This is a genomic window from bacterium, from assembly GCA_026414725.1.
Classification (GTDB): Bacteria; Ratteibacteria; UBA8468; order B48-G9; family JAFGKM01; genus JAAYXZ01.
The window spans coordinates 24,836-49,530 of the sequence record JAOAIL010000010.1 but is presented as its reverse complement, the minus strand read 5'-3'; the positions used below and the strand labels follow the sequence as shown (position 1 = coordinate 49,530).

The following is a 24,695-nucleotide window of genomic DNA, read 5'->3' as shown; positions in this document are numbered from 1 at the left end:
GGTTTTACCTTAATAGAGTTGCTGGTTGTGGTAGCAATTATTGCGATTTTAGCCGCAATGTTCCTACCTGCACTTTCTCAGGCAAGGGAAAGGGCGAGACAGTCGGTCTGTATAAATAACTTAAAACAGATAGGGCTTGCACTTCATATGTATATATCTGACTACAATGAATTTATCCCGAGGTCTGTAGAGGATATACTTACTGGTGGATGGAATGAAAACTGGCATATGAAGTTATATCCATATCTGGGACCAAATGAGAAGCCCTATCATGGTAAAAGAGGAGGTGTTTTTAACTGTCCGAGTTCTAACTATTACTGGGGTTTGTATAAAAATGGTAACTGGGCTGGAAGAGTTGCTTATGCGGTGTGTGGTTCTTTTGTAGGAAGAGCAGCGGTTGATGGTATACCTTTTAAGAAATACAGCAGGATTAAAAAACCCAGTCAACTCATTTATGCCATTGATGCTATGTGGTTTAATTTCTTTGTTGATAATGAAAAGAGTATAGCTGATGGTAATCCAAACGGAGAATCAGTAATAGAGTATCGGCATAATGGACTTGCCAACTTTGTGTATTTTGATGGACATACAGGGATGGCTAAGTATGGACAGTTAAAAACATCTGACTTCTGGGAAAATCCGTAAGAAATAAAAGAAAGGGTGTTCTTGAGTTTACAGGTTCTATAATGAGATGTATGGAAGAATACCCCTGTTTGTTACCCTATTTATTATATATAACAAGTAGAGATGATATAAATCTTTGCTCTACAGTTTACTGATTGCTATTCTGACAGATAAAAAGGGGGTAAAAAAGATGGAGAGATCTTTATTTTGGGTTGGGGTATTTCTACTGGCTGTGACAGGATTATTTGGAAACAATAGTGGAGATACTACATGGTTAACTGCACCTATACTTGATAAAGATACAGTATTTCTTGCCCACTGGGACAATGCAGGAGATATGAAATATAAAGTGGAAACAGGACAGGAACTTTTAAATAAACATATGTCAGGTGTGGATTATAAGGAAACTGATTGGGGGGCAGGGCTTATCTTTTCTTCTACTGGTTATTATCCTTTAGTATACTCATCAGGGAATAATAAGGAGTTACGGTCCGGAACAGTAGAATTCTGGTTTAGACCAACTGGAGAAAAATGGGTAAAAAGCACCCATGTTTTCTTTACTATATATTCCCATCTTACTCCTCAGGACTGGTGGAAGAACAGGATACAATTTCTTTATCAGATAGAGGCATTACGATTAGTTGTAGGAGATAAAGAAGGAAAAATTGTTAGTTTTGATATACCTCAGGTATTTTTGACCCCTGAAGAATGGTATCATCTTGGTTTTTCATGGAAGTTTGGGAATGGAGAGGGAAAGGATGAGGTTAAGATTTTTTGTAATGGAGAACAGATAGGATACTGGACAGGGTTAACATTAAATATGGATTTAAAAGAAGCAAAATTTATTATTGGTGGTGAAGAGCCGGATAAAATTGGCTGGCTGGTGGATGGTATTATGGATGAGTTAAGAGTATCAAGATGCTGGCGTGATTATACTATGAGAGATGGAGCAAAAAGTTTTTTTGAAACAAACAAATACAGTATCTATCTATCTAAAAACTGGTTCTGGGAGAAAGAATTGGAAAAAGCAAGAGTAAAATTAATACCTGACAGTACCGGTAAGATATTGTATGTTGACTGGAAGAGTGAAGCAGGAGGAGATGGAACAGAGGAACATCCTTTTAATAGTATTAGAATGGCAGCAGAGAAAGCATCTTCAGGAGATAGAATAGTGATAGCAGGAGGTGTGTACAGAGAGGTTATACCTTTAAAAACAGGTATACAGATTTTTGCAAAGAAAGGGGAAGAGGTAATAATCAAAGGGTCAAAAATAGTAAAAGGATGGCAGTATGATAGGAAAGGGAATTATTATTTTGCAGATGGTGTAGGATTAGAGTTTTCTTTTTCAGGAGTTGAAGTTCCTCTGGCATCCAATGTTCGCAATAAAAATCCTAATACTCCTGATATTGTATTTTGTGATGAAAAGATGCTTGAAAGATGTGAAACACTGGAAGAAATGGGAGATAGAATAAATGTTTTTTACTGGGATAGAAGTGCAAAAAGGATATATGTTCGGCTGGCAGATAGTAGAACTCCTGATGAACATATGATAGAGGTTGGGACAAAATGGACTCCTTTTGAGGGAGGTGGAGATGATGTGGTATTGAAAGGATTAACCTTTACACATTTTGCCAACCCACCATATGGAGAAGGACATCTTTCCTTAGGTGGGATTACTGTATCAGGAAATAATTGGCTTGTTGAGGACTGCACATCAATATTTAATGCTGGTGTTGGCATTATGCTTAGAGGGAATAATAATATCATAAGGAAATGTAAGTCCATTCATAATGGATGGTTGGGATTTTTTGCTTTCTGGGGAACTTATGGAAATAAAATTATAGAGTGTGAGAGTAGTTATAACAACTGGAAATATATTAATCCTGTGCTCGGTAGTGGAGGAATGAAGTTCTGTCTTGTAAGTGAATATATAATATCAGGATGTAAAGTATTAGAAAATCAGGGTCCCGGTATATGGTTTGATGATAGAAGTAGAGATGTTGTTATTATTAACAATGTAATAATGAACAATAACGCTCATGCAGGGATAATGTATGAAATAAGTTATGCAGGTATAATAAAAGATAATTTCTGTGCATTTAATGATACTTCTTATTTCCCCTCTGGTGAAGACATATGGCTCGGTGGAGGTATCCTTATCCAGAACTCCGCTGGTTGTATTGTAGAGAATAATATCCTGTTTAAAAATGCTCATGGTATTATATTTGTTGATGGAGATAGATGTGTATCTACCAATAGTCCAAACAACAGAATTGAAGAAAATTATTATCTTGTATATAACAATACAATAAGGAAAAACATTCTTATAGATAATAAAGGTTATGCTATTGTCCAGTGGCATTCTTCTAATGTCCTGCCGTTTAAGGATTCCAATAATATCTCTGTAGAAAATTGCTTCATAGAAAGAGAACAATCACCTGTTAAATTTAACTGGGGAGGGGCTGAAACATTTGATGATATAAAGCAGAAAGGATATGACAGTAATTCTCAGTTAATCAGAATTAAATAAGAAAAGATAGGAGGATTGTGTAGTTATGGAAGGAGAGAACACATACTTAAAAGATAAATACAGGCAGATTTTCAGAAACTTGACATATCCTATGCGACTTAAAAATTTTAATCCAGAAAAATTTATAAAGTTTGCTAAGAGTATAGGTGCAGAAGTTGTGGTTGTAGATGTAAGAACCCAGAGTTATTCTCTCCATGAAACAAAAGTATTTGTGAAAGACCCTGTTTTAGGAGACCGTGACCTTGTGAGAGAATGTGTTGATATATGTAGAAATCTTGGGTTGAAATTTGTTGGGTATGTGGCGCCTTTAGCATTTGAGATATGGTGGAAAAAACATCCTGAATGGCAGCAGAGAAGGGCTGATGGAACGAAGGTTGAAACAGCACACTGGAAGACATGGGGATGCTGGAATACTGGTTTTGGAGAGTTTATATGTAGAGAGTTGAAGGAAATTACTGAAAATTACAGACCTGACGGTTTTTATATAGATGGTTTGTTAATAGGAGACAAAGGTTGTTATTGTGAAGCATGCAGGAAAAAATTTAAAAAGGAAATGGGATATGATATCCCTGAAAAGCCTGATTGGAATAACAAGAAGTGGTATGAGTATATGAGATGGAAGTACAGACAGGTAGAGTACTTTGCAGAGATGATAAGTGATGCGATACATTCAATTGACCCTAAAATAGAAATCATATATAACTGTCCTTATGCCTGGTTCAGCACATGGTTTGGACAGAGTTATCTCCCTGCAAAATATCTGGATAGAGTAGGGACAGAAACATATCTGCCATCATCTATAAGGTATTCTTCCCAAAAAAACTGGTCACTTATCACATTTACTTCTTACAGTGTTTATGTAACGAGAATGTTACAGGAAGGCAAAAGATCCCATTGTTATACATACATAGTCCCTGGCTCTTTGGAAGCAGAAGTGATAACTGAAATAAATACTATTCTTGCTAGTGGTGGAGTACCCTGTATTCAGGGATGCGATGTTTCTATAAGAAGAATAATGGAAGAAATTAAAAAAACAGAACCATATCTCTATGAGAGTGAACAGGAAAGATGTATAGGGATTGTTTATTCGGATATAACGAGGGATTCATATTATAAAGATATTCCTACTGATGATTTTATTTCTGCTTATCATAAGGAAAATTATAATCCCTTTTTTACTCAGATGCATGGATTGTTTAAATTTTTTGTTGAAGCACATCTACCTTTTCAGTTTATAGGGGATGGACAGATTGAAAAAGGGGATTTAGATGGCTTTAAGTTGTTGATTTTACCGAACGTTGCTGCACTGAATGAAAAAGGATGGGAAAATATCAAAAAATATGTTGAGAAAGGTGGTAAGATACTTGCAACATACAAAACAGGTCTATTTGGTATCTATGGGAAAAGCATTGGTAAGGAACTGCTATGGCATAATGCTGGCTTGTTTTTCAGAAAACAGATAAAAACAGAGAAACCCTATCTGGTAGATAAGAAGGGAAACCTTCAGGTTAATATCCCTCCTGAATACAATCAATATCTTCTTCTAACTGAAGAAGATATTGATAATTTTAATCTGGACTTTTCTCTCTTAGAAGATGGAGGTGGCTGGATAGAATATGAAATTCCCGGTTATTTAGATAAAAACTTACATATTCCGGCAGAGGCACTTGAGGTAAATTACAGTGAAGAATGGGAAGTTATCCTCCCTTTTGGATATAAAGAGCATCCTGAAAGTAAAATGGAAGAAACTGTAGGTATAGGGAAAAGAAAATGGGGAAAAGGGGAGATTTATTATTTAAACTTTGATGTAGGTGAGGTTTTACATAAAGGAATACCTAATTTAAAGAAACTTTTATATTCACTTATTTTTAAAATAGCCAGTCCATTACCTGTAGAAGTAAAAGCACCAGCGAGTGTTTTTTTCTCTTTATGGAAACAGAAAAAAGAAAATAGATATGTGGTTCATCTTGTAAATGAGTTATCTCCTCAGGGTAGACCTGCAAGCAAAGAAGAGATGAGAACAGAGATTATACCTGTTAATTTAGAGATTCTTGTAAATATACCAAAGGTTCGTGAAATAAAAAAAGTGTTAGGTGAAGGGGATTTTATAGTGAATAATGGTAGAGAAGTAATTATAAATGGGCTGAAAGAGAGGGTTGTTTTCACGATAAAAGTATAAGTGGACTATGAAAATATGATATGAGAGATACTAATATAGGAAAAATTAGAGTAGGTGTTGTGGGTTATGGACGGGGATGGGGTTTATGCAATATTTTAAAAAAATTTCCAGAAGTGGAATTGAGAGCAGTTTGTGATAGCAATCCTAAAATTCAAGACCATGTTAAAAAAGACCATCCTGAAGTTTCTTTTTATACTGACTATTATAAAATGATTAGTTCAGGTAATATAGATGCTGTTTTGATAGAAACACCTCCTGCCTATCATGCGTCCTATTCCATAGCAGCACTGGAAAAAAATATACATGTGCTTTCTGATTGTCCTGCAGTAGTTTCTATAAAAGAAGGAGAACAACTATGGAAGGTAGCACAGAAGAGTAAAGCGATATATATGTTTGGAGAGAATGTGAATTATTGGGATTTTATAAAGACATGTAAGGAATTAAAAGAAAAAGGACTATTAGGAGACCCTGTCTATCTTGAAGCAGAATACATCCACGATATAAGGTATCTTTTCAGTCAGACACCATGGAGAGAAACTTTGCCTCCGATTCTTTATATTACCCATTCTCTCGGTCCTATTATTGAATGGATAGAGGAAGAACTAATTGCAGTTGCCTGTATGGATACAGGGAGTCATATCAATAAGAAAAGATATCAACATGATGCAATGGTAGCGGTTTTCAGGACGAAATCAGATATAGTAGTAAAAATATTATGTAGTTTCATTAACAATCATCCTGCATGTTTCCACCGTTATGTGTATTATGGTACTAAAGGATATTTTGAAAGATCTTCTCCACTGCCTGACAGAGTATCCTCTCATCTACAGAAGACAATTTTTTCAACCACTCAAATCAGGGGTATGGATGGATTGATGGAATTACCAACTTCTAATATTGACCTTATCAGTGAAGGTCATGGAGGAGCGGACTATCTAATGGTAAAAGATTTTATTAAGGCAATCGTTAAAAATCTCCCTTCACCGATTGATGTGAAAAAGGCACTCAAAATGTCTTTACCTGGAGTATATGCATTAGAGTCCGCTAAAGCAGGTGGAAAAATGATTGCTATCAAATACCCCTGGAATGAAAAGTAAAATAGAAAACAGTATCAACTGAGTTAAACTAACTCAGAATGAAAAAAAGAGGAGGAATAATGGCAGAAAGGATTTATGGGGAAAGGGAACTGGAACTCTTAAAGGAAGTACTGGATTCAAAAAGATTATGTTCGCTAGATGGAAAATATACCCATATATTTGAAGAGAAATTTGCACAGATGATGGGTGTAAAATATGGTGTTGCTATGAATTCTGCAATGAGTGTTTTACACTCTTCAGTTATCTGTGCTGGTGCAGGTGCTGGGAGTGAGGTTATATGTGATTCTGCTTTTGTCTTCGGCGCCCAGGCAGTTTTGTATAACAATGCAATACCTAAATTTGTAGATATAAAACCGTACACCCACAATATGGACCCGGAAAAATTAGAATCAGCGATAACTGAAAGAACAAAAGCAGTGATAGTAACTCATGCATGGGGATTACCTGCTGAAATAGATAAAATTGTAGAGATTGCCCGTAAATATAAACTTTTAGTTATAGAAGATTGTGCACATGCAATTCTGGCAACCTATAAAGGTAAGTATGCAGGAACCTGGGGAGATATAGGTTCATTCAGTTTTCAGGGAAGTAAACAGATGTCTCTCGGAGATGGGGGAATGGCAATTACAGATAATGAGGAACTTTCCAAAAAACTTAATTTAAATGCAGGTGCACCTACTTTCTTTTCTGTAGCACACGGGCTTCATTATAACTATAGGATGAATGAACTTACATCAGTGGTTGGAATAGCACAACTGGAAAGATTAAATTTGTTCATAAAAGGTCTTCAGAAAATTGCTGAATACTATAACAATGCAGTTTCAGAATGTAAATGGCTGATACAGCAAAAACATCCGGATGCTATCTCCACATATCATTTATGGGCTGTAACATTTGAAGGAGATAAATATGGCTTGGAACTGGAAGAATTTAAAAAGTTTTTGAAAGAGGAGGAGACAGGATTGAGTGTTGGTTATACACAGATGCCTGCTTATAAACATCCTGTAATAAAAGAGAGATTAGCCCATGCTTTTCATTGTGCAAATTACAGAGAGAAAATTGAATATCCAGACGGTTTGTGTCCAGTTGCAGAAAGGATTATTCCGAGGATAGTTTTGGGAGATACAGTTATATCAGAAGAAGAAGCAAAAAGAAGAGCAGAAAAAATTTATAATGCGATAAGAAAACTAGAAGGAAAGTGAGATGAAGGTTAAAGCAGGTTATGTTGTGGACTTAGATGAATGGAAAGAAAGAAATAAAAAAGGTGAAAATTACTGGTGGATATACATTGAGGAAATATTAAACCATATTGGACTTATTGCTGAAAGGATACATACAAAAGATTTGATAAGAGGTATAAAAGAATATGCAGTCCTGTTTATTGGACAAACTGAAAAGGAACTACCTTGGAGAGAGATTGAAAAGTGGGTAGAATCCGGGGGTATTCTTATAGGAGTATGTTTAGATAGGGATAGTATCTTTGGGAATGAGTTTGTAAAGAGTATTTCTGATAAAGGAGTTTTTTCAATTACAGGAGAGATATTTTTAAATAAGCATTTCTTTACAGAGAATATCCATTCTCCGATACATAAAGATAAACCTCTTCTTGTTTCTGGTAATATACGGCTGTTGCAGACATTAAATTCAGAGGTTCTGGCTCAGTGTAATGGATATCCTGTAATAACATGTAGAAGGGCTGGAAAGGGATGGTTTTTTTATTTTGGTTTTGATTTGACAAAGACCTTCTGGATTCTCAATCAAGGAAGACCGGTTGAACAGGACTATGATGGCGATGGGTATTTGAGAAATGCAGATGGAATATTAATAAACGGGTATGAGCCGGAAATTCTATATACAGATGAGTTTCTTTTCCTGCTTCAAAATATGGTCTCCGTTTCCTCTATTCCTTTGATTCATTATTTGCCTTCTATGAAAGATGGAGATATCCCGGATGCACTTTTTTATTATGGAGGAGATGATGAAGCAACACCCGGTATTAATATACCGGCAAGTGAATTTATGAAAGAGATGGGACTTCCATACCATATTAATATAATGCCAGATGAAAATTATAAATTTGCAGTTAATAAAAAAGAAAAAGAGATTCTTGAAGAGAATGGGACAGAAATTTCCTTACATTTAAATTTTATGGATAACTTTTCCCATCCCTCTGGGTTTAGCGAGTCAGATGTAGCAAAGCAAGTAAAACTTTTTATTGATGAATTTAAGAAAATCCCCGTTTGCTGTAATACGCACTGGTTAAGATGGACAGGATTATATGAACCTGCTTTATGGATGGGACAGAGGGGTATAAAATCCTTTAATGGTAAAATACAGGTTACTGTACCGCCTATAAATCCTATAAATAGATTGGGATTTTCTTTTGGAACCTCTTTTCCATTTTTTTACTGGACAGATTATAAATATGAAAATCAAAAATTGGATTTTCTTGATCTGCCTATTATAGCATATGAATGTGGTTATAAATATATTGATACCGCTAACTCAAGTGGATGGGAAGATATGGACTGGAGTTATAAATATGAGGTTGATTTTCCTGTACTGGAAAAATGTATAAATATAGCCACTTATTATAATTTAACAATGAATTTTTTTTATCACCCTGTTTATATAGCAAGGGTTTCTTCTTGCAGGGAGATAATAAAAAAAATTAAAGAGGTTGGAAAGGAAAAGGAATTGAAAATTATTCATTCTACTCCTGACAGGTTAACAGAATGGTGGTTGGCTCGTGCAAAAGCCAGAATAGATGATATAGAGATAGAGAAAAATAAAATTGTTTTTAATACATATTCTGATGTAGCAATTATTGTGAAGATTCCTTTACATAACAGGAAGGTGAATAAAATAAATTTTCCATTTAGGATCAAGAAATTATTTTCACAATTCTGGATTTTTATAAGTGTACCTAAAGGAGAAAATACAATTGAGGTTGTTCTTCAGAATCCTTAATGGAAGGGAGTTATATGGATAATGATATAAGATTTACCAGAGCAATTGTTGTAGGAGCGATTTTTACACTGATTATTGCTATAGTTGACCCTATTAGAGTTACAGTTTCTAAAGGTGCCTCTTTAACTTCGGATTATAGTGCAGGAGCATCTTTCTTCTATTTTTTCATTATCATATTGATTAATGGAGTTATAAGCCGTTTCAATAAACGATTTGCCCTTTCTGCCGGTGAACTCATAATTATCTATGGTATGATGCTGGTTGGCTGTGCAATACCCACATGGGGTTTTACACTCAATCTGATACCTCTTCTTCCCGGCATATACTATTATGCTGACCAAACATGGGAAAATTCAGTTATGCCTTTTGTCAGGAAGGAAATAACTGTATCAGATGGAAATGCTATTCAGTGGTTTTTTGAAGGACTTCCACCGGGTACTTCAATACCATGGGATAAATGGTTATTTCCATTACTTTTATGGTTTATTCTGATAATGACAGTTTATTTATTATCTGTGCTCATTATGGTTTTGATAAGAAAAAGATGGATAGAAGAAGAAAGATTGATGTATCCTTTGACCATTATGCCTGAGAAACTTTCGGATAGAGAGGGTAACTTCCCTGAAATTTTCAGGAATAAGAACTTTTTGGCAGGTGTTTTAATCCCTCTTCTAATATTAAGTATAGATTGTTTACATATCTATTTCCCTGTAATTCCTTCTTTACAACTCAGAAGAATTTTCTTCCTGTTTAGAAAAACGACAGAGCTTTATATAGGTATATATTTTGAAGTTATAGCACTGATGTTTTTTGTCCCTCTGGATGTTTCTCTGGGACTATGGCTTTTCTATTTAATTCTATTTATGACTGGAGGTTTATGTAATATTATGGGAATCTCTTTTTCTTCTCCAGAACCATGGGTAATGGGTGGAGGATTATTTTCTGGTTATATCACTATGGGGGCAATGTTAGCTATGATTGTTCTGATGTTGTGGCAGGAACGGTTTTTCTGGAGTAAAACTTTCAAAGATAAGAGTAATTATCCATTGATTTTTACAGGCATAATATGTTTTTTTATAGTAGTTATCTGGCTTACTTACGCTGGACTTAAGTTCCAATACAGCATTGTTTTTACCTGTCTTGCTTTTTTAACTTTTATAGGTATTACCAGAGTTGTCTGTCAGGCGGGTACTCCTTATGCAAGGAGTGGAGCTGTTCCAGCTGGGATGACTCTTAACATTTTTGGAAGTAAAACTATAGGTCCTCACGGTATCACCACACTGGGATTTACTTCTCCCTGGGCATGTGATTTACGTACGATGGTAATGACTTCTATAGCAGGTTTTATAAAACTTGGACATGTTTTTAAGATAAATATTCGTAAAATTATAATTGCAGGAGTTATTGCTGTGGTGCTGGGGCTTATTGGCTCTGCCTGGTCTGTTATTAATACTGCTTACAGATATGGGGCAATAAATCTTGGAGGATTCCAGTTTACTAGTTATGTTCCATATACTATGTCATGGGTAAAGGAATATGTACTACATCCGTATGGATTTGGGAAATATCAATTTTTTGCTTTCTTTATAGGAGTTTGTTCTTTCTTTCTGTTCTGGTTTATGAGAATTAAATTCCCTGCTTTTCCTGTCCATCCAATAGGACTGACGATTGCATCAACTGTTCCTGTGATATTCACATGGTTTTCTATTTTTCTTGGATGGTTGTTTAAATTTATGATATTAAAATACGGAGGACAGAGAACATATAAAAATATGCAACCTTTTTTCCTCGGGATGTTATTGGGTACATTTTTCACTGCAGGTATGTGGATGCTTATAGATTTTTTAACAGGTGTTATTCCTGCTACTCATCCTATACTTGGGTCTTAAACTACTAATTATTTTTCTCTCGAATACCTTCAAGTTTTGAAGGGAGACCGAATATCTCGAGGAAACCCTTTGCAGCAGTGTGGTCAAATATATCCTTTTCTGTATAAGTCGCAAGTACTTCACTATACAATGAGTAAGGGGACTTTCTACCTGCAATGATACAGTTTCCTTTATAGAGTTTTAACCGTACCTCTCCTGTGACAAACTTCTGGCTTTCTTCTACAAATGCGTCCAGACACTCTTTTATATGAGAGAACCACTGACCAAAATATACAAGTTGTGAGTACCTCTGAGAAACAATCTTCTTGAATTCAAAAAGGTCTCTTGAGAAGACAAGCTTTTCCAGTTCGTTGTGTGCAGTGTGGAGTATAACTGCAGCAGGCGCTTCATATATTTCTCTTGATTTTATTCCTACAAGACGGTCTTCCACCATATCAATCCTTCCAATCCCAGTTTTTCCACCTATCTCTGTAAGTTTCTCAATGATTTTTATTGTTTCCATTTTTTTACCGTTCAGTGATAAAGGTATCCCTTTTTCAAATCCAATTGTGATGTATTCCGGTTTTGCAGGGGCTTTTTCAGGTGAGATAGTAATCTGGTATGCATCCTCTGGGGGTTCATTCCAAGGATTTTCAAGTATACCACACTCAACAGATACCCCCCACAGATTCCAGTCAATACTGTACGGTTTTGCTTTTGTTACAGGTACAGGGATATTATATTTTTTAGCATATCCTATCTCTTCTTCTCTTGATTTAAACTCCCATTCCCTAACAGGTGCAATGACTTTCAGTTCCGGTGCTAAATATCTTGTTGTGAGTTCAAACCTTACTTGGTCATTTCCTTTTCCTGTACATCCATGTGCAACCGCATCTGCCTTTTCTTTTTGTGCTATCTTTACCATCCCTTCCACAATAAGTGGTCTGGAAAGTGCTGTTGCCAGGGGATATTTATCCTGATACATAGCACCTGCTTTCAATGTTGGCAGGATATACTCATTCACAAATTTTTCTCTCAGGTCATCAAAATATAATTTTTTCGCACCTGTTTTTAGCGCCTTTTCTCTCAATTTTTTTACATCTTCTGTCTGTCCGATATTGGAAGTGTAGCATATAATTTCTGCTTTATATTTTTCTTTTAACCACCTTATTGCTACTGAAGTATCAAGTCCACCTGAATATGCAAGTACTATCTTCATATTTTTCTCCTCCTTTACAGTATCTTTTCATCTCTTAGTCGTTTCATCAGTTTTAATCGTCCTGCAAAGAGTGCTCCACATCCAGCAGGGATAGATATGAGATTTATCAAAATTTTTGCAGTTGGGTGTAATGATATGGATGTAAAGAGAAATATCCCTATAAATGTAGCAAGTATCCATGTGTGAGTCCTATCCTGCATCTTAAAAAGGATCTTTCTTCCTACAAATATTGCTGGAAAGGCCCTTGATATATAAATAAATGAACTGAAAAATACAGTAGTGATGAGACCTAACGGTACACCAATTATTGTAATAAACGATATCAGTATAAATACGGTTGTTGTTATTATCATAAATAACCCTGCAAAGAATGAAGGGATAAATCTTCTTCCTGATATGTCAACGGTCTGTCTGAATAGATTAGGGAAAAATAAAAGTGTACACAATACAGGAATAAGAAGAGAGAAAAACCCGTAAAAGCGTCGCATTGTTTTTAGCGGTAATTTCTCCTTCATCTGTTCATTTATAGGTTTTTTCCATTCAGTTGTTCCATACACAGTGATACCTGAAAGGTCAACTTTTTCAGGTGTGCTGTATGTGAGGTCCCCTTTTATAACTGTGTCTGGAGCGAAATGGAAGTATGTACCATAGATAGAAAGGTTATTGAAAACACCAGATAGAGTAATATTCTTGCCCCATAGTATTGTTTTTTCTTTTATCTCTCCTTCTATGCCTATATTTTCTGCACTCACACGAACATTGCCTTTTGTATTTCCTTTTATTTTGACGTTTTTTCCTAAAACGGTAATGCTTCCCTTGAAATCTCCTTCCAATGTTATATTCCCGCCTATTATATAGATGTCTTTTTCCGCATTACCGGAAAAATTCACATTATAGCCGATGGCAATACAATCCCCTTTCGTATCAGTAAAAACACTTATATTTCTACCGATACCTATAAATTCATTTTTAAGAATGGAGTTTACTTTAATCTCATCTCCTATGAAAAATACCTCTTCCTCTGAGGGTTCTTCCATAGAAACATATTCTCCCATAACAATTTTTGCTTCCATAAGAAATGGTGGAAGCATAACAATAAAAAGAAAGATAAGGTATATTTTTTTCATTTTTTTAGAATCATCTGTAGTGCTGTTTCATCACACCGTGGGAATTTGGGACAGTTGATGCAATCACTCCATACCTTATGTGGTAGTTTTGATTTTATAATCCTATCAAATCCTAATTTTTCAAAAAATTCAGGGACATATGTAAGTGTAAAAACCTTTTTTATTTCCAGTAATTCTGCTTCTTCCAGTAGTTTCTTTACAAGTATCTTGCCATAACCCTTTCCCTGATGTTTTTTAGATATAGCGATAGACCTTATTTCTCCGAGGTCCTTCCAGACGATTTTCAGGGCAGCACAGCCAATAACTTTTCCATCTACCTCTACAACCCAGAAGTTTCTTAACCGTTCGTAAAGCATATTAAGAGATATAGGAAGCATTTTCCCTTCTGCTGCAAAAGTGTTTATGAGTCGTCTTATATAATTTACATCACCCATTTTTGCTTTTCTTATAATGACTTTTTCCATTTATGTCCCTTAACTATTAATATATACTTTTCTTCCAGATATGCTCACTTTTCCTTCTGCTATAAGTTTTATTGTTAGTGGATATATAATATGCTCCTTTTCCTGAATTCTTTTATGCAATGTTTCTGAGGTATCATCTTTTAATACAGGAACCACTGCTTGAAGGATTATTGGTCCTGTGTCAACTCCTGCTTCAACAAAGTGGGTGGTACAGCCAGTAAATTTTACTCCATAGTCAATTGCTTGTTTCCATGCTTCAAGTCCAGGAAATGCAGGTAGAAGTGATGGATGTATATTTATAATTTTGCCAGCAAAGTTTTTTAAAAACGTTTCTTTTATTACCCGCATAAAGCCAGCCAGACAGATAAGGTCTACCTTATATTCCTTTAATATCTTTACATAAGATTTTTCCACATCAGGCGAAAGAATAGTTCTATATTTTTTTTCAGGTATACAGTAATGTTTTATCCCTTCCCTTTTTGCTATTTCAAGTGCGCCTGCATCTGGATTATCGCTCAATATGATTGCTGGATATACAGGAAGATTATCTGTCTTTATGTTATCTATTATCGCCTGGATATTGCTTCCTTTTCCTGATGCGAGAAGTCCTATTGTAAACATTTTTTAATCTCCTTTATATCTCGCAAGATATCTTCACAGAATTTTTTCATATCTTTTTTTGCTTCTTTATCATTAATATCTCTTAATTTCTTTTTCACCCCTTTTATCTTATATCCTTCATTATAGACCAAAAATTTTATTCTGTTAATTTTTTCAATATCTTCTTCCGTATATATTCTATGCCCTTTCTGGTCCCTCAATGGTTTTATAAAAGAAAGTTCTTTTTCCCAGAATCTTATTATATGAGTGGGAAGTTCAGTGATTTTACTTACTTCCCCAATATAATAAAATTTCTCTCTTTTCATTATTCTTCTTTTGGTTTTCTTGTCATCAATCTTTTAATTTCTATTTCTGGTCTTATGTCTTTATATATAATTCTATATATTGATTCAGTAATTGGCAATTCTATATCCATTTTTCTACTCAATCTATAAAATGCCTTTGTTGCAAAAATTCCTTCTATTACCATCTTGGTTTCTTTAAGATATGGTTCCTTTCCTATCCTGATTATTGCCTCTCCAAATGACCTATTTCTACTATAAGGACTGAAAGAAGTTGTAATTAGGTCTCCTATCCCTGAGAGCCCTCTAAATGTCTTTTCTTTACCACCGAGTTTACAACCAATTTTAATCATCTCATTGAGTCCACGTGTAAGGTATGCGGACTTTGTGTTTATTCCAAGGTCAAGTCCATCAATTATTCCTGCTCCAATAGCAATAACATTTTTAAATGCACCACCTAACTCTACACCTTTTACATCATTACTTGTGTATATCCTTAAGGTTTCACATCCAAGTATTTTTTGAAAAAGAAGACCTAACTTTTCTTTCTGTGTTGCTACAACAGCAGCTGATGGCCTCCCTTTTGCTATCTCCTTCGCAATAGTTGGGCCTGATAGAACTCCAAACGGGATATTTTCTCCAAGTTCTGATATTAAAATATCTGACATACTGTTTCCTGTAGATACCTCAAGTCCTTTTGTCCCTATAAGTATGGGCTGGTTCCTATAAAATTTTTTCAACTGTCTCAATGTATTCCTTAGAAAGGTAGAACGTACTACTATTATAATAACATCAGAATATAAAACGACTTTTTCTATAGTCCCTGTGATATCAACATTTACTGGGATTTTAAAATTTGGAAAATATTCACGACTTTCTCTCTCTTTTTGCAAAACAGAAAGTGTTTTCTCTACTGGTTCCCATAAAATTACTCTGTATCCTTTTTTTTCAAGCAGACGTGTTAGTGTAATTCCCCAGCCACCTGCTCCCAGTATTCCTATCTTTTCTTCCATGGAAGTAATATCCTGTTTTCTTTTTTATTTAATAGACGTTTTATATTAGTCCTGTGGGCATAAATAATAAGAAGAGAGATTATAATTCCTGTAATGGTAAGAATTTTATCTTTCTGAAAGGTGGAGATAAAAAATGGTAGGCACAGAGAAGCACTGATAGCACCTAAAGAAACATATCTGGTAGATATGACGACAGCAATCCATACAAAAAAAGTAAATAAAGCAGGGATAGGGAACAGTCCTATAATTACACCAAATCCAGTGGAGACCCCTTTTCCTCCTTTCCCTTTTAAGAATACAGAATAGTTATGGCCTATAATTGAAGTAATCCCTGTAAAAATTACATAAGGGGTAGATAGAAAATATTTTGCTATAAAAACAGGTAAAAATCCTTTAAGTATATCAAGTACCAGTACTACACTTGCTAATTTACCACCTGCAATCCTGTATACATTGGTAGCACCGATATTACCACTTCCATATTTTCTTATATCTATTTTTTTGATAAAACGACATAGGATGTATCCCACCGGGATACTTCCTATCAGATAAGCCAATATTATAGATAGAATAATTATCACTTATTGGATACTTAAAAGTTCTTTTACTTTGTCCACTGCGCTTGCTGCATCAGGAGCATATCCATCAGCACCTATTTCATCAGCATAACTTTGGGTTATTGGTGCTCCACCTATAACAACTTTTACCTGTTGTCTAATACCTGCTGACTTAAGGGCTTCAATAACATCTTTCATTGCTACCATAGTAGTTGTTAAGAGTGCAGATAATCCTAAAACCTTTGCTCCTTTTTGGGCTGCCTCAACAAATTTTTCAGGAGGTACATCTATACCGAGGTCTTCTACTTCAAAGCCAGCGCCTTTCCACATCATAATTACTAAATTCTTCCCTATGTCGTGGAGGTCCCCCTTTACTGTTCCAATGGCAACCTTTGCAAGAGGTTTTATTCCTGCTTTAGCGATAAGAGGTTCTATTATTCCCATACCTGCATGCATTGCCCTCGCAGCAATCAAGACCTCTGGAACATAGAACTCGTTATTTTTGAATTTTACACCTACAACATTCATTCCGGCAATAAGACCCTCATTCAAGATTCTTGCAACGTCAATATTCTCTTTTACCGCTTTATCTACCAGTTCTTTTGTCTTCCCTGCATTTCCAGATATAACACTTTCCTTAATTCCAGTAAGAATTTCCTCTGCCATTGTTCCCCTCCTTGCATTTTACAATTATATATAATTTATTTTTAATGTCAAGAAAAATTCCTTGTATAAAAAAAAAGTTGATGTATAATATATCACAATTATCCCTTTGGTGTAAACAATTTTTATAAAGGGGCGGTTAGCTCAGTGGCAAGAGCGCTACCCTTACAAGGTAGAAGTCGCAGGTTCAAGTCCTGCACCGCCCACCAAATTCTTCTCTGGAAAGGACTTGAAGGGAGCGAAGTGAGAAATTGCGAGTGGGCGCAGCAATTTCAGCGGGTGGCCGACCCGAGACGTTTTGGGAGACGAGGGCGCCAAGTCCTGCACCGCCCACCAAATTTAAAAAAGATTTATAAGAAAATTTGAAACTTTTCAATATCTCTCTCATCTAAAGTTAATAAACAGAATGGAGGGTATAAAATGACAGAGAAAATTATAGGTATAGACCTCGGGACAAGTAATTCTTCCGCAGCAGTTATGGAAGCAGGAAAACCAGTTATTATCCCCAGTGCAGAAGGGACTACTATAGTTGGTGGTAAGGCGTTCCCTTCTTATGTTGCCTTTACAAAAGATGGACAGGTTCTTGTTGGAGAACCGGCAAGAAGACAGGCGGCAGTAAATCCTGAAGGTACTGTTTTTGCTGCTAAGAGAAAGATGGGAACTGACTATAAATATAATATCTATGGGAAGACCTATACTCCTGAACAGATATCTGCTTATATCCTTCAAAAGATAAAAAGGGATGCAGAAGCGTTCCTCGGATATCCGATAAAGAAAGCAGTAATAACTGTTCCTGCATATTTTAATGATAACCAGAGACAGGCGACAAAGGATGCAGGGACTATAGCAGGTCTTGAAGTTGTCCGTCTCATAAATGAACCAACCGCTGCTTCCTTTGCCTATGGACTTGATAAATTACAGGCAGAACTTAAAATCCTCGTGTTTGATTTTGGGGCAGGAACACTGGATGTCACCATTATGGAAATGATGGCAGGTGTGTTTAAGGTTCTTTCTACCCATGGAGATACACAGCTGGGTGGGACTGATATGGATGAAGTTCTTATAAGATATATTGTAGAAGAGTTTAAAAAAGAGTCAGGTATAGATGTTAGTAAAGACAAGATGGCTATGCAGAGAATTAAAGAAGCAGCGGAAAAGGCAAAAATAGAACTTTCTTCAACACTGGAAACAGAAATCAACCTGCCATTTATTACAGCAGACCATACAGGCCCCAAGCATCTTCAAATGAAGATAAGAAGGGCAAAACTTGAGGAACTGGTAGAGCCCATCATAGAAAGGTGTAAAGGCCCTGTAAAACAGGCGATGGAAGATGCAAAATTAAAACCATCAGAAATTAACAAGGTAATTCTCGTTGGAGGTCCTACCAGAATGCCTATTGTTCAGAAGTTTATAGAGGACTTTATTGGAATAAAACCAGAGAGAGGGGTTGACCCTATGGAGTGTGTATCTATAGGTGCTGCAATACAGGGGGCTATTTTGAGTGGAGATATGAAAGATAAGGATATACTTCTTCTGGATGTTACTCCTCTTTCGCTCGGTGTTGAGACATTAGGAGGTGTGTTTACAAAGATTATAGAAAGGAATACAACCATTCCTGTAAAAAAGAGTCAGATATTCACAACGGCTGCAGATAACCAGCCGTCTGTTGAAATCAATGTTTTACAGGGTGAGAGGCCTATGGCAAAAGACAATTTGAGTTTAGGTAGATTCCACCTTGAAGGTATTCCTCCTGCTCCGAGAGGAGTTCCTCAAATAGAAGTTACTTTTGATATTGATGCAAACGGTATTTTGCATGTGACAGCAAAAGATAAGGGAACTGGAAAGGAACAGTCCATTAAAATAACTGCTTCTAAAAAACTATCACAGGAGGAGATTGAAAAGATGGTTAAGGAAGCTGAGAGATATGCAGAAGAGGACAAGAAGCAGAGAGAGATTATAGAGGTTGTCAATCAGGCAGATTCTCTGATATACAATGTTAATAAAACGTTGAAAGAACATGGGGATAAAGTTAGTGAAACAGATAGAAAAAATATACAGGAAAAAATAGATGCACTGGATAAATTGATAAAAGCAGAGGTTAAAGATAAAGATAATATACAGAAGGCAATGGAAGAACTTCAACAGGCAGTCCATGGTCTTGCACAGGTTATATATCAACAGGCACAACAGCAGACCTCCGGGCAACAAGCACAACCTGAACAGGAACCAGAGAAAAAGGAGGATAGAGGTAATGTTGTTGATGCAGAATACAAAGAGGTTGATGATAAGGATAAGAAGTAATGAAATATGTAAGAGTTGTTGTAGAGGGGCTGGATAGGTGTGGTAGTTATGGTATAGTTAAAGATGAGATAGTCCATATAATAAAAACATCTCCACTTCTTTCCCCTCCTGAATATACAGGAATAAAAGTGCCTCTTAATTCTGTAAAAAAGTTTTTACCACCTGTAGACCCACCCAATATTATTGCGCTGGGGCTTAACTATAAAGAACACGCAAAGGAAAGTAAAATGGAATTATGTCCAGCACCTGTTGTGTTTTTAAAGGCAACTACTGCAATAACAGGTCATTTAAGTCCCATAGTATTACCGAGAGAGGCACCTGATTTTGTTGATTATGAAGCAGAGCTTGTTATAGTTATAGGTAAAAGGGCAAAAAATGTTTCAAAAGAAGATGTTTCAGATTTTATCTTTGGATACACCTGTGGTAATGATGTTTCAGCAAGAGATTGCCAGATGAAACTGGACAGACAGTGGGCAAGAGCAAAATCGTTTGATACCTTTGCACCGATAGGTCCATGGATAGAAACAGATATCAGTCCAGATAATTTAAAAATTCAATCAAGGGTCAACGGTGTTTTAATGCAGAATGCAAACACATCTGATATGATATTTAATGTTTCAGAAATTGTTTCTTATCTTTCAAGACAGATGACGCTCCTTCCAGGTACTTTTATTATGACAGGTACCCCTTCAGGTGTTGGATTTGCAAGGGAACCTCAGGTATTTTTAAGGGAAGGGGATAATGTTGAAGTTGAAATAGAAGGGATAGGAATTTTACGAAATCCTGTTGTTTGTGAATAAAAATACGGGATAAAAAAATTCTATCTGTTTTTATTCTCGGATTAATTGGATATGTTTTAACATAACGAGAGAAGTTCTCTCTATTTCATTAAGTTTGAAAGATATAAATTTTATTGTCTCCTCAATATTGGGTATAAGGACATATTCAAGTGCATTAACTCTCCTTCTTGTCCTTTCAATCTCTATAGAAAAACTTATAAGTTTATTTTCAAGGAAAGCAAGTTCCATTAATTTTTCTAATACTTTTTTTCCCTTATCCAGAAGATAGTAGTGATATGGCGAGAGTGAATAATCTGGTAGAGTTTTTTCTGTGGACACATTGAAAGAAATTTTTGAAACAGGTATATTAAAAAATCGTAATATCTCCTGTAAAAATATCGTTTTGAAAAAACTTTCTTCAATAAATGACTTCCATATTTTCTCGTCCATCAGTCCCTTCATTTTAATTATATCCATATAGAACTGTAGTGTTTCTTCTTCAACGTCCTTTCTTTTTTCTTTGACTGTAAAGATAAGAGACCTGAATTCTATTAAAAGTTGTTCTTCTTTATCTTTTAAGAGTTTATGTCCCCTTTTTGCAAGGGTTAATCTCTTTTTAAGTTTTAAAAGTTCCATCCTGTTTGGATTAACCTTTAGTTTCATCTTTACTCCAGCGTTTTTCAAGAATTTCAGGAGGGATTCGTTTTATCTCTGAGAGAGGAAGCATATGTAGTAGTTTCCATCCAATATCAAGTGTCTCTGTTATGGTTCTTTCCTCATCAGGTTGTTGAGAGATAAACTCCTTCTCAAGTTGTCTCGCAAATGTAAGGTGTGCAATATCTACTTCAGAAAGAGATGCTTCTCCTAAAACCACAGCAAGTTCTTCTGCTTCCTTACCTCTCGCATAGGATGCAAATAGTTGGCTTGCTATAGCAGGATGGTCGTCGCGTGTAAGATTTTTCCCTGTCTTTCTATCAACACCTATACCTTTATCTCTTAACCTTGAAAGGGATGTAAGTATATCAATGGGAGGATATATGCCTTTCAGATGTAGTTGTCGTGAGAGTATAATCTGTCCTTCTGTTATATAACCCGTCAGGTCAGGTATAGGATGTGTTTTATCATCTTCAGGCATTGTAAGTATAGGTATCTGTGTGACAGTTCCCTTTCTGTTTTTAATTCTCCCTGCTCGCTCATAGATGGTTGAAAGGTCTGTATATAGATATGAAGGATAACCACGTCTTCCTGGTATTTCATTTCTTGCCGAAGAAATTTCTCTTAGCGCTTCTGCATAGTTAGTCATATCTGTCAATATTACAACCACATGCATACCCAATTCAAAAGCAAGATACTCTGCTGATGTAAGTGCTACACGTGGGGTTGCTATCCTTTCTATAGCTGGTTCATCCGCAAGGTTTATAAAAATTACACATCTTTCTATTGCACCTGCTTCTCTGAATTCCTTCTGGAAAAATTCTGCTTCTTCAAATGTTATACCCATTGCAGCAAACACAACTGCAAATCGTGTATCTTCTTTTTCAGCAGGTATTTTTGCCTGTTTTACTATCTGGGTGGCGAGAATGTTATGTGGAAGCCCTGCACCTGAAAATATAGGAAGTTTCTGTCCTCTGACTAAACTATTCAATCCATCTATTGCTGATATACCTGTCTGGATAAACTCAGATGGATAATCACGTCTTGTAGGATTGATAGGAGAACCATTTATATCAAGATACCTGTCAGGTACTATATCAGGACCACCATCTCTTATATTTCCCAGTCCAGTAAATATTCTGCCCAGTATATCAGGTGAAGCTCCAAATTTTATACCTCTGCCAGTAAAACGGACCTTCGTAGTGGTTGTACTCAATCCGGATGTACCTTCAAAGACCTGGATAAGTGCTTTATCCTGATAAACTTCCAGCACTTTTCCCAATCTTTTTATATTATGTTCTGTTGAGATTTCAACGAGCTCTCCATAAGATGCACCCTCAACCCCTTCAACTAACATTAAGGGACCTGATATATTTTTTATATTTTTATACACCCGTAAAGATTTAATTAGATCCATAATAAAATATTATACAATGAATTATAACTGTATTGCAATGGTATAATTTATAACTGCTTGACAGTAAGGAGAATTGTAGTAAAGTAGTAAAGTAAAATAGAATAATTGTTAACTTATTATTTCATATTAAGAAATGTCTATTCCACAAACAGTTATAGATAGATTAGAGAGTTTGGGTGTTTCTTTGAAGGATATTAAACTTATAGCTATTGCTGACCTTGATATTCAGGGTGATTTTAACACTATTTGGGTTCTTGTATCCCCTGAAAAAATTATGTCACTTCCTGAAAAAGGTAAAGGTACGGAAGTAGTAGTAGATATGAAAGATGTTGAAAGTACAAGGGTCTATTGTACAGTTGGAAGTGCCTTTTTCCAAGCAAGAATTGAAGGAGTATATATTGATATAGCAAGGTTTACCAATGTATTACGTTATAGATTTGAACGGCTTTCTCATCAGATTGAAAACTTGAAATCAGGTAAACCAATAGATAGTAAGATACTTGCAGAGCCACATCCTTTACTGTGTCGTATCTGTGGTATGCCACTCAGAGCAGAAGGTGCCCTCTGTCCGCGATGTGAAAAAGAAGGGGGGATACTGAAAAGATTACTCTCTCTAATAGTCCCATATATGCACTGGATGGTCACTATATTTTTTATAACTGCAATAGCGGTTGGATTGAGTCTTGTGCCACCTCAACTTATAAGGGTCTTAGTAGACGAAGTTTTGACTACTAAAAGACATACTGACTGGCTTATATGGCTGGTGCTTGCTCTTATAGGAACAGAGGTAATCCGTGCCCAGTTAAATATGATAATAGGAACTCTTTCAACCTCTGTTGGTACTTTAATAACATACTCCCTCAGAAACAGAATGTTTAGAAAACTACAGGAACTTTCTATTGATTATTACGATAAAAACTCTGTAGGGATGATAATGACAAGATTTGCTTCGGATGTAGAACAACTTCACGGATTTGTCTCACAGATAGGGCAGGGATTTTTAATTAATATACTTTTATTTGCTGGTATAGGTATTATGCTTTTTACTATTAATACACGACTTGCTTTATATGTACTTGTTCCTATTCCATTTGTAGTATCTGGAACATGGTTCTTCTGGCATAAAATTTATCCGAGATACTATAAACTCTGGGATGCACAGTCAAAAATATCCAGTTTTCTTCACAGTGTTATATCAGGAATCCGTCTTGTTCGTGCTTTTGCACAGGAAGAAAGAGAAATTCAGCGGTTTGATAGTAGAGCGAAAGATTTAAGAGATGCAAATAGAGCAGTGAATTTAAGTGTTGCTGCTTTTAACCCGCTTATGGCTTTCTTTTTCAGTTTGGGTGGTTTAATAGTGTGGTATGCTGGTGGTAAAAATGTGCTTGCTGAAAAATTAACATTGGGAGAACTGATGGCATTTTTAAGTTATATAACGATGTTCTATACCCCCCTTTCAAGTTTAACACTTCTTTCAAACTGGTTCAGTGGGTTTATTACAGCCACATACAGAATATTTGAAGTGCTGGATACAGAACCCACATTAAGACCACCTGCCAATCCAGTAAATATAAAAAAGATAGAGGGCGATATTGAATTTAAAAATGTTACTTTTGGATACGAACCGTATCACCCTGTTTTGAAAAATGTGAGTTTCAAGATTAAAAAAGGAGAGATGATAGGGATTGTTGGTAAAAGTGGAAGTGGGAAGACAACGGTTGTAAATCTTATATGTAGATTTTACGACCCTCAGCAAGGAATGGTTCTTTTAGATGGATATGATGCGAGGACTATTTCTCTTGAAGTAATACACAGGAGTATAGGATTTGTTCTGCAAGAACCATTTCTTTTTCGTGGTACAATAGCAGATAATATTGCCTATGGGAATCCTACAGCAACATATAAAGAAATTATTGCTGCAGCGAAGGCAGCAAATATACATGAATCAATAATGCAGATGCCCAGTGGATATGATTTTTACCTCGGTGAAGGTGGAGCAGGACTTTCTGGAGGAGAAAGGCAGAGGATAGGAATAGCGAGGGCACTTCTATGTGACCCTCCGGTTTTGATATTGGATGAAGCAACTTCTTCCGTAGATACAGAGTCAGAGATCAAGATACAGGAAGCACTTTCTGTTTTATGTAAAGGAAGGACTACGATTGCTATAGCCCACCGCCTTTCAACCCTGAAAGGTGCGGACAGGATTTATGTTATTGATAAAGGTAGAATTGTAGAATACGGAACACATAAAGAACTTATGGAGAAAAAAGGTATTTATTACAAACTTGTTGAGGCGCAGACAAAACTTGCCTCTATTGATGAATAGGGGTT

The 24,695-nt window shown here is 35.8% G+C and carries 20 protein-coding genes and 1 tRNA gene; 11 read left to right on the top strand and 10 right to left on the bottom strand.

What is annotated here, in order from left to right:
• The 7 genes from N3D17_04985 to N3D17_04955 form a co-directional block, all read left to right on the top strand.
• Positions 1-645: DUF1559 domain-containing protein (locus N3D17_04985; protein ID MCX8082731.1), on the top strand; the 645-nt coding region annotated here is incomplete at its 5' end.
• A gap of 169 nt (positions 646-814) precedes the next feature.
• The gene (locus N3D17_04980; GenBank protein MCX8082730.1) at positions 815-3,154 is read left to right on the top strand and encodes a right-handed parallel beta-helix repeat-containing protein; all 2,340 of its coding nucleotides are present in this window, start codon (positions 815-817) and stop codon (positions 3,152-3,154) included.
• Between the two features lie 25 nt (positions 3,155-3,179).
• Positions 3,180-5,333 carry an alpha-L-fucosidase gene (locus tag N3D17_04975; protein MCX8082729.1) on the top strand — a complete coding sequence of 718 codons (2,154 nt, stop codon included), beginning with the start codon at positions 3,180-3,182 and terminating at the stop codon, positions 5,331-5,333.
• Between the two features lie 20 nt (positions 5,334-5,353).
• Complete coding sequence (locus N3D17_04970) at positions 5,354-6,430, top strand: Gfo/Idh/MocA family oxidoreductase (GenBank protein MCX8082728.1); 1,077 nt, start codon at positions 5,354-5,356, stop codon at positions 6,428-6,430.
• A gap of 59 nt (positions 6,431-6,489) precedes the next feature.
• A complete protein-coding gene (locus N3D17_04965) occupies positions 6,490-7,632 on the top strand; it encodes a DegT/DnrJ/EryC1/StrS family aminotransferase (protein MCX8082727.1) in 1,143 nt (380 codons plus the stop codon).
• 1 nt (position 7,633) lies between these two features.
• Positions 7,634-9,400, top strand: coding sequence for a hypothetical protein (locus N3D17_04960; protein ID MCX8082726.1), 1,767 nt, complete (start codon positions 7,634-7,636; stop codon positions 9,398-9,400).
• 14 nt (positions 9,401-9,414) lie between these two features.
• Positions 9,415-11,289: a hypothetical protein gene (locus N3D17_04955; GenBank protein MCX8082725.1), complete on the top strand. Its 1,875-nt coding sequence runs from the start codon at positions 9,415-9,417 to the stop codon at positions 11,287-11,289.
• Between the two features lie 4 nt (positions 11,290-11,293).
• Here the strand turns inward: N3D17_04955 and N3D17_04950 are convergent, their stop codons facing one another.
• The 8 genes from N3D17_04950 to N3D17_04915 are packed head-to-tail and all read right to left on the bottom strand — an operon-like array spanning position 11,294 to position 17,216.
• Positions 11,294-12,487 carry an argininosuccinate synthase gene (locus tag N3D17_04950; GenBank protein MCX8082724.1) on the bottom strand — a complete coding sequence of 398 codons (1,194 nt, stop codon included), beginning with the start codon at positions 12,485-12,487 and terminating at the stop codon, positions 11,294-11,296.
• Between the two features lie 14 nt (positions 12,488-12,501).
• Positions 12,502-13,614, bottom strand: a complete 1,113-nt coding sequence (locus N3D17_04945; GenBank protein ID MCX8082723.1) for a hypothetical protein — start codon at positions 13,612-13,614, stop codon at positions 12,502-12,504.
• Positions 13,611-14,078, bottom strand: coding sequence for an N-acetyltransferase (locus N3D17_04940; GenBank protein ID MCX8082722.1), 468 nt, complete (start codon positions 14,076-14,078; stop codon positions 13,611-13,613). The genes N3D17_04945 and N3D17_04940 overlap by 4 nt, the downstream gene beginning before the upstream one ends.
• 9 nt (positions 14,079-14,087) lie before the next feature.
• On the bottom strand, positions 14,088-14,699 hold the full coding sequence (gene purN, locus N3D17_04935) for a phosphoribosylglycinamide formyltransferase (protein MCX8082721.1): 612 nt from the start codon (positions 14,697-14,699) through the stop codon (positions 14,088-14,090).
• Positions 14,687-15,004 (bottom strand): MerR family transcriptional regulator, encoded by a 318-nt coding sequence (locus N3D17_04930; GenBank protein ID MCX8082720.1) that lies wholly within the window; start codon positions 15,002-15,004, stop codon positions 14,687-14,689. Before N3D17_04930 ends, purN begins: the two co-directional genes overlap by 13 nt.
• Positions 15,004-15,993 carry an NAD(P)-dependent glycerol-3-phosphate dehydrogenase gene (locus N3D17_04925; protein MCX8082719.1) on the bottom strand — a complete coding sequence of 330 codons (990 nt, stop codon included), beginning with the start codon at positions 15,991-15,993 and terminating at the stop codon, positions 15,004-15,006. Before N3D17_04925 ends, N3D17_04930 begins: the two co-directional genes overlap by 1 nt.
• The gene (plsY, locus tag N3D17_04920; protein MCX8082718.1) at positions 15,978-16,574 is read right to left on the bottom strand and encodes a glycerol-3-phosphate 1-O-acyltransferase PlsY; all 597 of its coding nucleotides are present in this window, start codon (positions 16,572-16,574) and stop codon (positions 15,978-15,980) included. Before plsY ends, N3D17_04925 begins: the two co-directional genes overlap by 16 nt.
• Complete coding sequence (locus N3D17_04915; protein MCX8082717.1) at positions 16,575-17,216, bottom strand: corrinoid protein; 642 nt, start codon at positions 17,214-17,216, stop codon at positions 16,575-16,577.
• Positions 17,217-17,346: 130 nt separating this feature from the next.
• Between N3D17_04915 and N3D17_04910 the strand changes: the two genes are divergently transcribed.
• The 3 genes from N3D17_04910 (at position 17,347) to N3D17_04900 (ending at position 20,314) form a co-directional block, all read left to right on the top strand.
• Positions 17,347-17,422: transfer RNA gene (locus N3D17_04910), tRNA-Val, on the top strand.
• Positions 17,423-17,633: 211 nt separating this feature from the next.
• Entirely contained in the window at positions 17,634-19,514 is a 1,881-nt protein-coding gene (gene dnaK / locus N3D17_04905; GenBank protein ID MCX8082716.1) for a molecular chaperone DnaK, read from the top strand.
• Positions 19,514-20,314 (top strand): fumarylacetoacetate hydrolase family protein, encoded by an 801-nt coding sequence (locus N3D17_04900; protein MCX8082715.1) that lies wholly within the window; start codon positions 19,514-19,516, stop codon positions 20,312-20,314. The genes dnaK and N3D17_04900 overlap by 1 nt, the downstream gene beginning before the upstream one ends.
• A gap of 30 nt (positions 20,315-20,344) precedes the next feature.
• On the opposite strand, the gene N3D17_04895 is transcribed toward N3D17_04900, so the two are convergent.
• Both N3D17_04895 and N3D17_04890 read right to left on the bottom strand, forming a co-directional pair.
• The gene (locus tag N3D17_04895; GenBank protein ID MCX8082714.1) at positions 20,345-20,956 is read right to left on the bottom strand and encodes a V-type ATP synthase subunit D; all 612 of its coding nucleotides are present in this window, start codon (positions 20,954-20,956) and stop codon (positions 20,345-20,347) included.
• A complete protein-coding gene (locus tag N3D17_04890) occupies positions 20,940-22,364 on the bottom strand; it encodes a V-type ATP synthase subunit B (GenBank protein ID MCX8082713.1) in 1,425 nt (474 codons plus the stop codon). The genes N3D17_04895 and N3D17_04890 overlap by 17 nt, the downstream gene beginning before the upstream one ends.
• A 133-nt stretch (positions 22,365-22,497) precedes the next feature.
• Between N3D17_04890 and N3D17_04885 the strand changes: the two genes are divergently transcribed.
• Entirely contained in the window at positions 22,498-24,690 is a 2,193-nt protein-coding gene (locus N3D17_04885; GenBank protein ID MCX8082712.1) for an ABC transporter ATP-binding protein/permease, read from the top strand.
• Positions 24,691-24,695 lie beyond the last annotated feature (5 nt).

Excerpts from the sequence above, each read along its gene's own strand:
- N3D17_04965 (MCX8082727.1), top strand. The coding sequence starts at position 6,490 with ATGGCAGAAAGGATTTATGGGGAAAGGGAACTGGAACTCTTAAAGGAA.
- N3D17_04950 (MCX8082724.1), bottom strand. The coding sequence starts at position 12,487 with ATGAAGATAGTACTTGCATATTCAGGTGGACTTGATACTTCAGTAGCA.
- N3D17_04970 (MCX8082728.1), top strand. The coding sequence starts at position 5,354 with ATGAGAGATACTAATATAGGAAAAATTAGAGTAGGTGTTGTGGGTTAT.
- N3D17_04895 (MCX8082714.1), bottom strand. The coding sequence starts at position 20,956 with ATGAAACTAAAGGTTAATCCAAACAGGATGGAACTTTTAAAACTTAAA.
- purN (MCX8082721.1), bottom strand. The coding sequence starts at position 14,699 with ATGTTTACAATAGGACTTCTCGCATCAGGAAAAGGAAGCAATATCCAG.
- N3D17_04890 (MCX8082713.1), bottom strand. The coding sequence starts at position 22,364 with ATGGATCTAATTAAATCTTTACGGGTGTATAAAAATATAAAAAATATA.
- N3D17_04925 (MCX8082719.1), bottom strand. The coding sequence starts at position 15,993 with ATGGAAGAAAAGATAGGAATACTGGGAGCAGGTGGCTGGGGAATTACA.
- N3D17_04885 (MCX8082712.1), top strand. The coding sequence starts at position 22,498 with ATGTCTATTCCACAAACAGTTATAGATAGATTAGAGAGTTTGGGTGTT.
- N3D17_04980 (MCX8082730.1), top strand. The coding sequence starts at position 815 with ATGGAGAGATCTTTATTTTGGGTTGGGGTATTTCTACTGGCTGTGACA.
- dnaK (MCX8082716.1), top strand. The coding sequence starts at position 17,634 with ATGACAGAGAAAATTATAGGTATAGACCTCGGGACAAGTAATTCTTCC.
- N3D17_04945 (MCX8082723.1), bottom strand. The coding sequence starts at position 13,614 with ATGAAAAAAATATACCTTATCTTTCTTTTTATTGTTATGCTTCCACCA.
- N3D17_04915 (MCX8082717.1), bottom strand. The coding sequence starts at position 17,216 with ATGGCAGAGGAAATTCTTACTGGAATTAAGGAAAGTGTTATATCTGGA.
- N3D17_04900 (MCX8082715.1), top strand. The coding sequence starts at position 19,514 with ATGAAATATGTAAGAGTTGTTGTAGAGGGGCTGGATAGGTGTGGTAGT.
- N3D17_04960 (MCX8082726.1), top strand. The coding sequence starts at position 7,634 with ATGAAGGTTAAAGCAGGTTATGTTGTGGACTTAGATGAATGGAAAGAA.
- N3D17_04975 (MCX8082729.1), top strand. The coding sequence starts at position 3,180 with ATGGAAGGAGAGAACACATACTTAAAAGATAAATACAGGCAGATTTTC.
- N3D17_04930 (MCX8082720.1), bottom strand. The coding sequence starts at position 15,004 with ATGAAAAGAGAGAAATTTTATTATATTGGGGAAGTAAGTAAAATCACT.
- N3D17_04940 (MCX8082722.1), bottom strand. The coding sequence starts at position 14,078 with ATGGAAAAAGTCATTATAAGAAAAGCAAAAATGGGTGATGTAAATTAT.
- N3D17_04955 (MCX8082725.1), top strand. The coding sequence starts at position 9,415 with ATGGATAATGATATAAGATTTACCAGAGCAATTGTTGTAGGAGCGATT.